This is a genomic window from Mycobacterium tuberculosis complex sp. N0072, from assembly GCF_030323725.1.
Taxonomy (GTDB): domain Bacteria; phylum Actinomycetota; class Actinomycetes; order Mycobacteriales; family Mycobacteriaceae; genus Mycobacterium; species Mycobacterium tuberculosis.
Map to the genome: position 1 here is coordinate 2,870,244 of NZ_CP040689.1, position 12,198 is coordinate 2,882,441.

Sequence of the window (12,198 nt, forward strand, 5' to 3'; positions counted from 1 at the left end):
GGAGCCATTATCCAGCTGGCTTGTCAGCCCTCCGAACCGGCCAAGTTGGGTAAGTCCATCCGGGGCTCCGTGTTCTGACAGGCCCGCTGCAGGCGTCGCATCTTCCTCATCTGCCCCACGTGTACCCGGTCCCGCCGACCTAAAAGGTCGGCATATCCCTGCCATGCCGGGACGCGTGAGGCGGGTGAGACACAAGGGAACGTGCACCTCGCGCACCGGGTCGCCAGCAGCCGCGACACGCCGTCGTCCAGTGCCACACCGAATGCGGTGTCGGGCTCGGCGTCAAACGCTGCCGATCGGCCTTGCCTCGTCAGGCCGCCGACAGCACCGCCCTGGGCTCACGGTCCGCGGCTCCGCCGGGATCCGACCGGCGGCGGCTCAACCCCCTCGATCGTCTTGAGCCGGTCGACAGACCGATCGAAAGACGGCCACCGGATCGTCCCGGCAGGGGCGAGGAAGTCCGGCGTCCGAGCAAGCACCGGGCGATTGCCCTCAACGCGGAAGACAACCCGATCACCCGATTGCAGGCCGAGCGCGTCGCGCACCGCTTTCGGAACCGTCACCTGCCCCTTCGACGTGACGATGGGTTCGTCGGAGTGCCTGCTTCACCGTTGCCGTACGCCGCCCGTACCCTCACACTCTGTGGAGCTGCTCGTCGCCGCCAACCCCGCTGAAGACTCGCGCCTGCCCTACCTGATCCGGCTGCCGGTGGGCGCGGGACTGGTCTTCGCCACCTCAGACGTGTGGCCGCGCACCAAGGCGCTGTATTGCCATCGCCTCGACATCGCCGACTGGCCCGCCGACCCCGTCGTCGTCGACCGGGTCGAGCTACGCAGCTGCAGCCGCCGGGGCGCGGCCATCGACGTCGTCGCCGCCCGCGCGCGGGAGAACCGATCGCAACTGGTGCACACCATGGCGCGCGGCCGCCAGGTGGTGTTCTGGCAGAGCCCCAAAACGCGCAAACAGTCGCGGCCGGGCGTGCGCACCCCCACCGCCCGCGCCGCCGGCATCCCCGAGCTGCACATCGTCGTCGACGCCCACGAACGCTACCCCTACACCTTTGCCGACAAACCCGCGAAGACGACGCGGGAAGCCCTGCCCTGCGGCGACTACGGCCTGAAAGTGGCCGGCCAACTCGTGGCGGCCGTCGAGCGTAAAGCGTTGGCGGACCTTACTTCTGGCGTGCTGAACGGCAACCTGAAATACCAACTGACCGAACTGGCCGCGCTGCCACGGGCCGCCGTGGTGGTCGAGGACCGCTACTCGGAGATCTTCGCGCACTCCTTCGCCCGCCCGACGGCGATCGCCGATGGGCTGGCCGAATTGCAGATCGGCTTTCCCAACGTGCCGATCGTGTTCTGCCAAACCCGCAAGCTCGCCCAGGAATACACCTACCGCTATCTAGCCGCCGCCCTCACCTGGTTCGTCGACGATGCCGACGCCACCACGGTTTTCGAGCCGGCTGCCGCCGAGCCCGAGCCCAGCAGCGCCGAGCTGCGCGCGTGGGCCAAAAGCGTCGGCCTGCCGGTGTCCGACCGGGGGCGCCTGCGCCCGCAGATCCTGCAGGCCTGGCGAGCCGCCCATCCCCGGTGACTACAACACCTCGACGAGGCCTGCGGATGCTGAATCGGCCAGTGCGGCATCGAATGTGACCAACCGGCCCCCGTAGCGCGCGGCCAAGGCGATGAGATGGCAGTCGGTGACCCGACGGTGGTTGGACACCGCATCGCGATCGCCGGCGCTCCCAACGATCAGTGGCACATCGTCAGGCCAAAACGTGTGCCCGGCAAGAGAAGTCATCGCCGCCAACTGAGCGATCGCGATAGCCGGCGTGGTCGACACCTGCATCACACTGCGATTGCTTGAAATTCGGACATACCCTGCCTCGGTGATCGGCGTGGTGGCCCACCCATTCGAGGAGAACTGCGTGAACCATCGCTGCGCGGCCGCATGGTGAACGTGATTCGGCCAGCCCAGCGCGATCAGCACATTGACATCGAGCAGTGCCGTCACACGTCGTCCTCGAGCGCGCGGACGACATCCTCGGAAGTCACCGTCGGCGCATCCGGCGGAACATCAAAAACCGGAAATCCGTCAACCTCGACAATCCCAACCGGACGGAGCGACCTACGCGCCAACTCAGAAATTACCGCGCCGACTGACTTGCCCTCCGACCGCGCGATGCTACGAGCATCTTCTAGAACATCATCATCAATCTGCAACGTGGTGCGCATAGCATCATGTTTACGGGGCTTGGGCCAGCTTTCACGCGTCTTCGGCGACCCCCTGCAGCACACTGTCGCCGTTGACGGTGCCATTCAAAGCCGAAGCGTCCCGCGGTACCTCGAAGGCCGGCAGCGCGGCACCTACCGTGGCGACGGCGTTGCGCGCGGCCTCCATCCGGGCCAATGCCGCCTGGGTGAACACCGACAACCCCAGGTCGGGGTTGTATCCGTGGATCTCTTTGACGTCGAGCTGGGCAAGAAAGTAGATGATCTCCTTGGAAACCAGTTGACCCGGCACCAGTACCGGGAAGCCGGGCGGGTAGGGCACCACGAACGTGGTGGATACCAGAGTCTTGCCCTCGGCCAGCCGGCGCCCGGCCAAGCCGATCTGCATGTACTCACGGTCGGCCTCTTCGTAGCCGGCGTAGAAAGCCGACCGCATGTCACCGAAAGAGCTGGCGTCGTCGGGGCGGAAGGCAAGGTCGAACTCGCTGAAATCTGGTAGATGCGGCAGATCCTGCGTGATCTCCTCGACGTGGCGTCGGTGTAGAGCAAGGTCGGCCCCGCTGGCCGCCTTCTGGCTGCGGTCCAGATCGATCGCCACCCGACGCAACACATCGAGCAGATAGTGCACGCTCGACCAGGTGACGCCGATCGTGAAGATCAGCAACACGCTGTTGATAGACGTTTTGTTGATCTGGATGCCGAATCGCTCCATCAGGATCTTCTCGCGGAAGTCGTACCCGTTCATCCCGGTCGCCCCGATAAACAGGGTGAGCCGCGTCGGATCGAGCACGAATTGATCGGACCGCCAGGCTTCGTTCCAATCGGCCAGAGCCCCCTGCCTGACCTGACGGTACGAGCTGACCGTCGAGGACCGAAAGGCATCGGGAACCAGGTCGGACTCGTCAAGGATGCGGAACCACTTGCTGATCAGCCGGTCTTTGCGGACGCGATGGCGGAACACCAGCGCCATGTTGTAAACATGGCGGACCAGCTCGAACCCTTCGATGTCAACCTGTCGGCGCGCCAAGTCCAACGAGGCGAGAAGTTGCTGGTTGGGCGAGGTCGAGGTGTGGGTCAAGAATGCCTCACCGAACGCGTCCCGGGTGAGCGCTTTGAAATCCTGGTCGCGCACGTGGATCATCGATGCCTGCCGTAGCGCGGACAGCGACTTGTGAGTCGAATGCGTCGCATACACTCGGACCCGAGCGCGGTTGGGGTCTGGCAACAGCCGGTGATCAACCCACTCGGAGCGGTCCACTCCGTCCATCGACGCACACCAATTCCGGTATTCCTCAGCGTATTCCGCAGTGGACAACATCTGCTCGAGTCGCTCGGCAGCAATCATCGCGGTCCGCTGCCGGGCCCAGGGCACCGCCGTCGCAAACGCATACCACGCCTCGTCCCACAAAAAGCAGATGTCCGGTTTGATCGCTAGCACCTCCTCCATCACCCGGCGCGGGTTGTACACCACGCCGTCAAACGTGCAGTTGGTGAGCAACAGCATGCGCACCCGGTGCAGCTGTCCGGCGGCCTCGAGGTCCAGCAGCGCCTGCTTGATGGTACGCAACGGCACGGCACCATAAATCGCGTACTGCGGCAGCGGATATGCGTCGAGGTACATCGGGTACGCGCCGGCAAGTACCAGGCCGTAGTGGTGCGACTTGTGGCAATTGCGGTCGATGAGCACGATGTCGCCGGGGCGGGTCAGGGCCTGCACGACGATCTTGTTGGCGGTCGATGTTCCGTTGGTGACGAAGTAGGTCTGGTTGGCGTTCCAGGTCACCGCGGCTTTGTCCATCGCCGTCTTGATGTTGCCATGCGGGTCCAGCAGCGAGTCCAGTCCACCAGAGGTTGTCGAGGTCTCGGCCATGAAGATGTTGCGGCCGTAGAACTCGCCCATGTCGTGCAGTGACTTGGAGTTGAAGATGCTGGCGCCGCGCGCGACGGGAAGGGCATGAAATTGGCCGACCGGCGCCGCCGCATAGGCCCGCAGCGCATCGAAAAACGGTGTGGCATAACGGTTTCGTAAACCCGCGAGCACCGTGCTGTGCAGGTCGGTGACGTCGTTGAGCCGGTAGAAGGTGCGGTCGTAGACGTCGGGCTCGTCCTGGGTCTCGGCGGCGATCGACTCGTCGGTGAGCAGATAGAGGTCGATGTGGGGCCGCAACTCACGGATCCACTCGGCGCATTCCACCCAGTCGTGGGTCTCGTTTGCCACCGCTTCGTCGCCATCGGTGCCCAGCAGCGTGGTCATCAGCGGCACCCGGTCGCGGGACCGCAGCGGCAGGTCGTGACGGATGATCGCCGCCTGAATCTCGCCATTCAGCGCCACCGCGGTGATGGCATCTTCGATGCTGGCCACCACGAGCAACTCGAACTGCACCTCGTCGGCCGGATTGCGCAACTGCCGCAGGCACTCGGCCAAGCTGTCCGGAGCCGTCGCCGGGGAGTCGTCGGCGAGCAGCACGGTGTAGAACTGCTGCTGTTTGGCCTGCGCTACCAGCTCCTGCTCCGCCAGTGACGCGGAGGTGTCGAACAGCGCTGTGCGGTCGCCGTATTCGGACAGCAGTCGTACGGCCAACGACACTTCCTCGGTAAGCCGCACCGTGGAATGACTATCCAGATGAGCGCGGAAAGTCGCCAGATTCTGTGCCCCCGGATACAGCCAGTACCGCTCATAGGCGCCGATGCGGTCCATCAGCCGCTTCGCCCGAGCCACGTCGTGTGTGGTGTCGAGCCCGGCGAGGTCGACCTCCGCCAGGTGACGACACGCGTCATCGAGCAGGTTCCAGGTGTCCAGGCGGGTGTAGGACGGGTTGGCCACCGCGGCCAGCGCGGAGACATGCAGCCGTCGCGGGCGGACGCTGTTTGGGTTCATGTCGTCACCTGTTCTCTGGTGCGGGTAGCGCCGTAGAGTGCAACCAGGCAATTATCGCGCGCAGGACCGGGTCAGTCAGCTAAGTCGTCGCTGTCCGCGATCCGCCGATTAGCCCGATTCCCGGAGTTGTCCACCCAGCGCAGCACCGGCAGCTGCGAAAGCTCCCGGCGGCGTGCCGGCAGATCGGTGACGTCACCCAGCGAGCGCACCACGGCCTGCGTCAGGCCCATGATGGCGGCCATCACCGGTAGCAGCGGCTGCAACGGCTTTGCCGCCGTGCGAACAGTGCTGATGCGGCGTGCCAAGATCAGGCGTTCGATCGCGTGATACAGCCAGGCGCCGACACCCAGCGCGTAGATCGACATTGCCGAGGCGACAATGGTCAGCCCGTAGGCGGCGCACACCACGGCACCGAGCACCACCGTCGCAGCCAGGACGGCCGCGACCACGACGCGCAGCTCGAGCCGGGTCATCACGCCCCCCCACGCACCGCTTGAGCGGCCGCACGCAGCTGCGGGGTCACCAGCATGACCTGGCCCAGCACCCCGTTGACAAAGCCCGGCGAGTCGTCGGTCGACAGCTCCTTGGCCAGCTGGACGGCCTCGTCGACGACCACCGGCTCCGGCACATCCGCCGCGTGGAGCAGCTCCCATACCGAGACGCGCAGAATGGCGCGATCCACGGCGGGCAACCGGTCCAGCGTCCAGCCCCGCAGATGCGCGGTGATCAGGTCGTCGATGTGGGCGGCGTGTTCACTGACCCCTCGAGCCACCGCGGCCGTGTACGGATGTAGCCGGGCAATGTCGGGCTTCGCTTCGGCCAGCGCGGCACGGGTGTCGACCACCTCGGCCGCGCTGATGCCGCGGACCTCGGCCTCGAACAGCAGGTCCACCGCGCGCTTACGGGCCTGATGTCGTCCGCGAACCGGCTTTCTGTCCGACATCGTCAGGCGTTGACCCGGCCCAGGTAGCTACCGTCGCGCGAATCCACCTTTAGTTTGTCTCCGGTATTGATGAACAGCGGCACGTTGATCTGGGCTCCGGTCTGAAGGGTGGCCGGCTTGGTGCCCGCGCTGGACCGGTCGCCCTGCAAGCCGGGCTCGGTGTGAGTGACCTCGAGCTCGACGGTCACCGGCAGCTCGATGTATAGCGGCACGCCGTTGTGGAACGCCACCTGCACCGGCATGCCCTCCAGCAGGAACCGTGCCGCGTCCCCGACCAGGGCCTCCGGCAGCGGGTGCTGCTCGTAGTCTTGGCTGTCCATGAACACGAAGTCCGAGCCGTCGCGGTAAAGGTAGGTGGTATCGCGCCGGTCGACGGTGGCGGTGTCCACCTTCACCCCGGCGTTGAACGTCTTGTCGACGACCTTGCCCGAGAGCACGTTCTTCAACTTGGTGCGCACGAACGCCGGACCCTTGCCCGGTTTGACGTGCTGGAACTCGGTGATTGTCCACAGCTGGCCGTCGATTACCAGGACCAGCCCGTTCTTGAAGTCAGCAGTGGTCGCCACGTGGGTCTCCTACAGAATGGCCAGTTCTTTGGGGAACCGGGTCAACAATTCCGGGGTCTGCCCGGCGGTTTCAGGCATTTTCGGCGTCCCGCCAGCCACTACCAATGTGTCCTCGATGCGGACACCGCCGCGGCCGGGTAAATAGACACCGGGCTCCACGGTCACCACGGAGCCCGCCAGTAGTGTACCGGCGGATGTGACCCCGATGCCCGGCGCTTCATGTATCTGCAGGCCAACACCGTGTCCCAGTCCGTGACCGAAGTGCTCGCCGTAGCCGGCGTCGGCGATCAGCTGGCGCGCTGCAGCGTCCACCCCCCGCAGCTCGGCACCCGGCAGCAACGCCTGCCGACCGGCCTGTTGCGCCTCGGCCACCAGCTGATAGATCTCTAGCTGCCAGTCGGCGGCCTTGCCCAACACGAAGGTGCGGGTCATATCGGAGTGGTACCCGGCGACCAGGGCGCCGAAGTCGATCTTCACGAAATCGCCGACCTGCAGCACCGCGTCGGTCGGCCGGTGGTGCGGGATCGCCGAATTGGCCCCGGCAGCCACGATCGTCTCGAATGACACCGCGTCAGCGCCATGATCGAGCATCAGGGCCTCCAGCTCGCGGCTCACCTGCCGTTCGGTTCGGCCCGGCCGCAGGCCGCCGCGGGCCACCAAGTCGGTCAGCGCGGCATCGGCTGCTTCGCAGGCTAGTCGCAGCAGCGCCAGCTCGCCGGCGTCTTTAACCTCGCGCAGTGACTCCACAGTTCCGGATGCCCGCACCAACTCGGTGTTCTTGCCCTCCAGCGCGCCCGCCAAGGCGTCCAGGCCGTCCACCGTGACCACGTGGCTCTCGAAGCCCAGCTTTCCCACGCCGGCCTCGCCGGCCCGGCCGGCCAGGTAGCGCCCGACCGCGCGCTCGATAGCCACTTCGAGGTCGGGCGCTTGCGAGGCGGCCTGAGTGCGGTACCGGCCGTCGGTGGCCAACACGGCATCGCGCTCATCGGCGAACACCAGCAATGCGCCGTTGGACCCGCTGAAGCCTGATAGATATCGCACGTTTATCAGGTCGCTGATCAGCATCGCATCCAACCCGGAGGCAGCGATTTGTGCTTTCAGCTTGTCTCGACGCTGGGAATGTGTCACGACCCTTGACGGTACTCGCTACGCTGAATGCCCATGACTAACTGGATGCTGCGCGGGTTGGCGTTCGCCGCCGCGATGGTGGTTCTCCGCCTGTTCCAGGGGGCATTGATCAACGCGTGGCAGATGCTGTCCGGGCTGATCAGCCTGGTGCTACTGCTGCTCTTCGCGATCGGAGGGGTGGTGTGGGGTGTGATGGACGGGCGCGCCGACGCCAAGGCGAGCCCTGACCCCGACCGCCGCCAAGACCTGGCCATGACCTGGCTGTTGGCCGGCCTGGTAGCCGGCGCGCTCAGCGGCGCGGTGGCCTGGCTCATTTCGCTGTTCTACAAAGCGATCTACACCGGGGGCCCAATCAACGAGCTGACCACGTTCGCGGCCTTCACCGCGCTCATCGTCTTTCTGGTCGGGATCGTCGGGGTAGCCGTGGGCCGGTGGCTGGTGGACCGGCAGCTGGCGAAGGCACCGGTGCGACACCACGGGCTTGCCGCTGAACACGAGCGGGCCGCCGACACCGATGTATTCTCCGCCGTTCGCGCCGACGACAGTCCGACCGGGGAGATGCAGGTCGCGCAGCCTGAGGCACAAACCGCGGCCGTCGCCACGGTCGAACGTGAGGCACCCACCGAGGTGATCCGCACCACCGAAAGCGATACACCCACCGAGGTTATCCGCACCGACACCGAGGCGGACCAGACCAAGCCCGGCGACGAGCCCAAGAAGGATTAACCCTCACGTCCCGACATGCTCAGCTAGGTACCGCAGGGCCAGCAGGTAGCCCTGGATGCCGAGCCCGACGATCACCCCGGTCGCGATGGGGCTGAGGTAGGAGTGGCGGCGGAACTCCTCACGCGCATGCACGTTGGAGATATGCACCTCGATCAGCGGAGCGCTCAGCTCCGCGCAGGCATCGCGCAGTGCCACCGACGTGTGCGTCAGACCGCCGGCGTTGAGGATCACGGGTTCGGCCGCATCGGCGGCCTGATGAATCCAGTCCAGCAGCTGGGCTTCGCTATCACTTTGCCGCACAACGGCTTTGAGTCCGAGCTCGGCGGCCTCACGCTCGATCAGAGCGACCAGCTCGTCGTGGGTGGTGCCGCCATAGACGGCGGGCTCGCGCCGGCCCAACCGGCCCAGGTTGGGGCCGTTGATCACGTTCACGATCAGTTCGCTCATGGGGCGCAAACTCCGGCGTAGGCGGTTACCAGCAGACCGGGGTCCGGTCCCACCATTCGGCCCGGCTTGGCCAATCCGTCGAGCACCACGAACCGCAACACACCCGCCCGAGTCTTCTTGTCGCCGGCCATGATTTCCAGCAGCTGGGGCAGCGCGTCCGGGTCGTAGCTGACCGGCAATCCCAACGAGGACAGGATGGTGCGGTGGCGCTGCGCGGTCGCGTCGTCGAGCCGCCCGGCAAGCCTGGCCAGCTCGGCCGCGAACACCAGCCCCACCGACACGGCGGCGCCGTGGCGCCACCGGTAGCGTTCCCGGCGCTCGATCGCGTGGCCTAATGTGTGGCCGTAGTTGAGGATTTCGCGCAGCTCGGATTCCTTTTCGTCGGCGGCGACCACCTCGGCCTTGACGGTGATCGCGCGCCGGATCAGCTCGGGCAGCACGTCGCCGGCCGGGTCGAGTGCGGCCTGCGGGTCAGCTTCGATGAGATCCAGGATCACCGGGTCGGCGATGAAGCCGGCCTTGACCACTTCGGCCATGCCGCAGATCATTTCGTCGCGTGGCAAGGTTTGCAGCGTCGCCAGGTCCACCAGGACCGCCAACGGCTGATGAAACGCCCCGACCAGGTTCTTGCCGGCGTCGGTGTTGATGCCGGTCTTGCCGCCGACGGCCGCATCGACCATGCCCAGCAGTGTGGTGGGCAGGTGCACAATCGAGACGCCGCGCAGCCAGGTGGCCGCCGCGAACCCGGCGACGTCGGTGGCGGCCCCGCCGCCGAGGCTGACCAGGGCGTCTTTGCGGCCGATTCCGATGCGGCCCAACACCTCCCAGATGAATCCCACGACGGGCAGGTCCTTGCCGGCCTCGGCGTCGGGGATCTCGATGCGGTGCGCGTCGACGCCCTTGCCGGCCAAGCGCTTTCGGATCTCTTCCGCGGTCTCGGCTAGTCCGGGCTGATGCACGACGGCGACCTTGTGCCGGTCGGCCAGCAGGTCTTCCAGCTCGTCGAGCAGGCCGGTACCGATGACCACCGGGTATGGCGGATCGACGGCCACCTGCACGGTCACGGGTGCGCCGATATCGGTCATGTGGCCGCCTCGCTGGGGCTGGGAACCTGCAGCCGCGACAGGATATGGCGGACCACCGCCCCGGGGTTGCGGCGATTGGTGTCCACTCGCATGGTCGCGACGCGCCGGTACAGCGGTGCCCGCTTGGCCATCAGCGCGCGGTATTTTTCGGCGCGGTCGGGGCCGGCCAGCAGTGGGCGCACGGTGTTGCCGCCGGTGCGGCGCACGCCCTCGGCGGCGCTGATCTCCAGGTAGACGACGGTGTGGCCGGCCAGCGCCGCGCGCACACCGGGGCTGGTCACCGCGCCGCCGCCGAGCGACAGCACACCGTCGTGGTCGGCCAGTGCCGCGCGCACCACGTCCTCCTCGATACGTCGGAACTCCTGCTCCCCGTCGGTGGCGAAGATGTCGGCGATGCTGCGTCCGGTCCGCTGCTCGATCGCGACGTCGGTGTCGAGCAGGCCGACCCCGAGCGCCTTGGCCAGCCGGCGCCCGATGGTGGACTTGCCGGAGCCCGGCAGGCCGACGAGAACCGCTTTGGGTGCCATCTGTTAACCGGAGACCCGCGCGGCCGGTGCTTCGCGGTCGGCGACGCTGCGCTGGTAGGCGGCGATGTTGCGCTGGGTTTCGGCCAGCGAATCCCCGCCGAATTTTTCCAGCGCCGCCCGGGCCAGCACCAACGCCACCATGGTCTCCACCACGACCCCGGCCGCCGGCACCGCGCACACATCCGAGCGCTGATGGATGGCGACGGCCTCATCGCCGGTCGCCAGGTCGACGGTGGCCAGCGCGCGCGGCACCGTGGAGATCGGCTTCATCGCCGCACGCACCCGCAGCGGCTGCCCGTTGGTCATCCCGCCTTCCAGCCCCCCGGCCCGGTTGGTGGAGCGGACGACGCCGTCGGGCCCGGGGTACATCTCGTCGTGGGCGCGGCTGCCGCGGCGGCGCGCGGTCTGGAATCCGTCGCCGATCTCCACGCCCTTGATCGCCTGGATGCCCATGACGGCGGCGGCCAGCTGGCTGTCGAGCCGATGGTCGCCGCTGGTGAACGACCCCAGCCCCACCGGCAGGCCCAGCGCGACCGCCTCCACCACGCCGCCGAGGGTGTCGCCGTCTTTCTTGGCCGCCTCGATTTGGGCGATCATGTCCGCCTCGGCGGCCTTGTCGTAGGCGCGTACCGGGCTGGCGTCGATGGCGGGTAGGTCCTCGGCCCGCGGCGGCGGACCCTCGTAGGGTGCCGACGCGCCGATCGAGATGACGTGGGAGAGCACCTCGACACCCAGCGCCTGCCTCAGGAATGCCCGTGCGACCGTGCCCGCCGCGACCCGGGCGGCGGTCTCGCGGGCGCTGGCCCGCTCCAGCACCGGCCGCGCGTCGTCGAAGCCGTATTTGAGCATGCCCGCGTAGTCGGCGTGGCCCGGCCGCGGCCGGGTGAGCGGGGCGTTGCGTGCGACGTCGGCCAGCTCGGCGGGGTCGACCGGGTCGGCGGCCATCACGGTCTCCCATTTGGGCCATTCGGTGTTGCCGATCTCGATGGCGATGGGCCCGCCCAGGGTGCTGCCGTGGCGTATCCCGGACAGCACGGTCACCGCGTCGCGCTCGAACGTCATCCGTGCGCCGCGGCCGTAGCCCAGCCGGCGTCGGGCCAGCTGGTCGGCGATGTCGGCCGAGGTGACGTGCACGCCGGCGACCATGCCTTCGACCACGGCCACCAAGGCGCGGCCGTGTGACTCCCCCGCGGTGATCCAGCGCAACACCTGACCATCTTCCCATGCGCCGCCGGCGGCCACCGCACGTCAACGCACCCACTCCGTGCGATCGCGGTGATGTGCGGCCCCCCGGATGCCCCGCTAGCATCCCTGGCGTGGAAGTGGCTGGCGGCACCCGGGCCCGGCTGCGGGTCACAGCCGATGGTTTGCAGGCGCTGGCCGGGCGGTGCGCGACCCTGGCCGGCGAATTGTCGGCCGCGGTCGCGCCGTCGGGGGCGGTGTTGTCGTGGCAGGCCAACGCGGTCGCGGTGAACGCCGCGCATGCCCGCGCGGGTGCGGCCGCCGCGGCTGTGAGCGCCCGAATGCGGGCCACCGCCGCCGCGCTGGGGCAGGCCGCCCGCCGGTACGCGGGCCAGGACACCGCAGCGGCGGCCGCCCTGGGGGCGGTACGCCCGTGGGGGACCCACTGATGGCTACGTCGGGGCTGCCGCCGCTGTCGGCGGTGC

General features: G+C 67.5%; 15 protein-coding genes. 3 read left to right on the forward strand and 12 right to left on the reverse strand.

What is annotated here, in order from left to right; genetic code table 11:
• Positions 1 to 338: 338 nt before the first annotated feature.
• A complete protein-coding gene (locus FF952_RS13435) occupies positions 339 to 584 on the reverse strand; it encodes an AbrB/MazE/SpoVT family DNA-binding domain-containing protein (RefSeq protein ID WP_071854223.1) in 246 nt (81 codons plus the stop codon).
• 58 nt (positions 585 to 642) lie between these two features.
• Here FF952_RS13435 and FF952_RS13440 point away from each other — a divergent pair, with 58 nt between their 5' ends.
• A complete protein-coding gene (locus FF952_RS13440) occupies positions 643 to 1,593 on the forward strand; it encodes an ERCC4 domain-containing protein (protein WP_003911916.1) in 951 nt (316 codons plus the stop codon).
• Here FF952_RS13440 and FF952_RS13445 read toward each other — a convergent pair whose 3' ends face one another.
• From FF952_RS13445 to FF952_RS13475, 7 genes are all read right to left on the reverse strand, one after another.
• The gene (locus FF952_RS13445; protein WP_003412970.1) at positions 1,594 to 2,013 is read right to left on the reverse strand and encodes a type II toxin-antitoxin system VapC family toxin; all 420 of its coding nucleotides are present in this window, start codon (positions 2,011 to 2,013) and stop codon (positions 1,594 to 1,596) included. It lies immediately after the preceding gene.
• The gene (locus FF952_RS13450; protein ID WP_003412975.1) at positions 2,010 to 2,234 is read right to left on the reverse strand and encodes an antitoxin VapB39; all 225 of its coding nucleotides are present in this window, start codon (positions 2,232 to 2,234) and stop codon (positions 2,010 to 2,012) included. The genes FF952_RS13445 and FF952_RS13450 overlap by 4 nt, the downstream gene beginning before the upstream one ends.
• A gap of 31 nt (positions 2,235 to 2,265) precedes the next feature.
• The gene (locus tag FF952_RS13455) at positions 2,266 to 5,109 is read right to left on the reverse strand and encodes an aminotransferase class I/II-fold pyridoxal phosphate-dependent enzyme (RefSeq protein ID WP_003904863.1); all 2,844 of its coding nucleotides are present in this window, start codon (positions 5,107 to 5,109) and stop codon (positions 2,266 to 2,268) included.
• A gap of 71 nt (positions 5,110 to 5,180) precedes the next feature.
• Positions 5,181 to 5,582: a hypothetical protein gene (locus FF952_RS13460; RefSeq protein WP_003412981.1), complete on the reverse strand. Its 402-nt coding sequence runs from the start codon at positions 5,580 to 5,582 to the stop codon at positions 5,181 to 5,183.
• Positions 5,582 to 6,052 (reverse strand): transcription antitermination factor NusB, encoded by a 471-nt coding sequence (gene nusB, locus FF952_RS13465; RefSeq protein ID WP_003412985.1) that lies wholly within the window; start codon positions 6,050 to 6,052, stop codon positions 5,582 to 5,584. Before nusB ends, FF952_RS13460 begins: the two co-directional genes overlap by 1 nt.
• A gap of 2 nt (positions 6,053 to 6,054) precedes the next feature.
• Entirely contained in the window at positions 6,055 to 6,618 is a 564-nt protein-coding gene (gene efp / locus FF952_RS13470) for an elongation factor P (protein ID WP_003412989.1), read from the reverse strand.
• Positions 6,619 to 6,627: 9 nt separating this feature from the next.
• On the reverse strand, positions 6,628 to 7,746 hold the full coding sequence (locus FF952_RS13475) for a M24 family metallopeptidase (RefSeq protein ID WP_003412996.1): 1,119 nt from the start codon (positions 7,744 to 7,746) through the stop codon (positions 6,628 to 6,630).
• A gap of 33 nt (positions 7,747 to 7,779) precedes the next feature.
• On the opposite strand from FF952_RS13475, the gene FF952_RS13480 reads away from it, so the two are divergent.
• Positions 7,780 to 8,472 (forward strand): B-4DMT family transporter, encoded by a 693-nt coding sequence (locus FF952_RS13480; RefSeq protein WP_003412998.1) that lies wholly within the window; start codon positions 7,780 to 7,782, stop codon positions 8,470 to 8,472.
• Positions 8,473 to 8,475: 3 nt separating this feature from the next.
• Here the strand turns inward: FF952_RS13480 and aroQ are convergent, their stop codons facing one another.
• The 4 genes from aroQ to aroC are packed head-to-tail and all read right to left on the reverse strand — an operon-like array spanning position 8,476 to position 11,740.
• Entirely contained in the window at positions 8,476 to 8,919 is a 444-nt protein-coding gene (gene aroQ / locus FF952_RS13485) for a type II 3-dehydroquinate dehydratase (RefSeq protein ID WP_003413001.1), read from the reverse strand.
• A complete protein-coding gene (gene aroB / locus FF952_RS13490; protein ID WP_003413008.1) occupies positions 8,916 to 10,004 on the reverse strand; it encodes a 3-dehydroquinate synthase in 1,089 nt (362 codons plus the stop codon). Before aroB ends, aroQ begins: the two co-directional genes overlap by 4 nt.
• On the reverse strand, positions 10,001 to 10,531 hold the full coding sequence (aroK, locus tag FF952_RS13495; protein WP_003413021.1) for a shikimate kinase AroK: 531 nt from the start codon (positions 10,529 to 10,531) through the stop codon (positions 10,001 to 10,003). Before aroK ends, aroB begins: the two co-directional genes overlap by 4 nt.
• A gap of 3 nt (positions 10,532 to 10,534) precedes the next feature.
• Positions 10,535 to 11,740 (reverse strand): chorismate synthase, encoded by a 1,206-nt coding sequence (gene aroC / locus FF952_RS13500; RefSeq protein ID WP_003413027.1) that lies wholly within the window; start codon positions 11,738 to 11,740, stop codon positions 10,535 to 10,537.
• Between the two features lie 107 nt (positions 11,741 to 11,847).
• Between aroC and FF952_RS13505 the strand changes: the two genes are divergently transcribed.
• On the forward strand, positions 11,848 to 12,162 hold the full coding sequence (locus FF952_RS13505) for a hypothetical protein (protein WP_009937839.1): 315 nt from the start codon (positions 11,848 to 11,850) through the stop codon (positions 12,160 to 12,162).
• Positions 12,163 to 12,198 lie beyond the last annotated feature (36 nt).

Bases quoted from the DNA above. Each gene is read 5' to 3' on its own strand.
- FF952_RS13460 (WP_003412981.1), bottom strand. From the start codon at position 5,582: ATGACCCGGCTCGAGCTGCGCGTCGTGGTCGCGGCCGTCCTGGCTGCG.
- aroQ (WP_003413001.1), bottom strand. From the start codon at position 8,919: ATGAGCGAACTGATCGTGAACGTGATCAACGGCCCCAACCTGGGCCGG.
- FF952_RS13455 (WP_003904863.1), bottom strand. From the start codon at position 5,109: ATGAACCCAAACAGCGTCCGCCCGCGACGGCTGCATGTCTCCGCGCTG.
- FF952_RS13450 (WP_003412975.1), bottom strand. From the start codon at position 2,234: ATGCGCACCACGTTGCAGATTGATGATGATGTTCTAGAAGATGCTCGT.
- aroB (WP_003413008.1), bottom strand. From the start codon at position 10,004: ATGACCGATATCGGCGCACCCGTGACCGTGCAGGTGGCCGTCGATCCG.
- nusB (WP_003412985.1), bottom strand. From the start codon at position 6,052: ATGTCGGACAGAAAGCCGGTTCGCGGACGACATCAGGCCCGTAAGCGC.
- FF952_RS13480 (WP_003412998.1), top strand. From the start codon at position 7,780: ATGACTAACTGGATGCTGCGCGGGTTGGCGTTCGCCGCCGCGATGGTG.
- aroK (WP_003413021.1), bottom strand. From the start codon at position 10,531: ATGGCACCCAAAGCGGTTCTCGTCGGCCTGCCGGGCTCCGGCAAGTCC.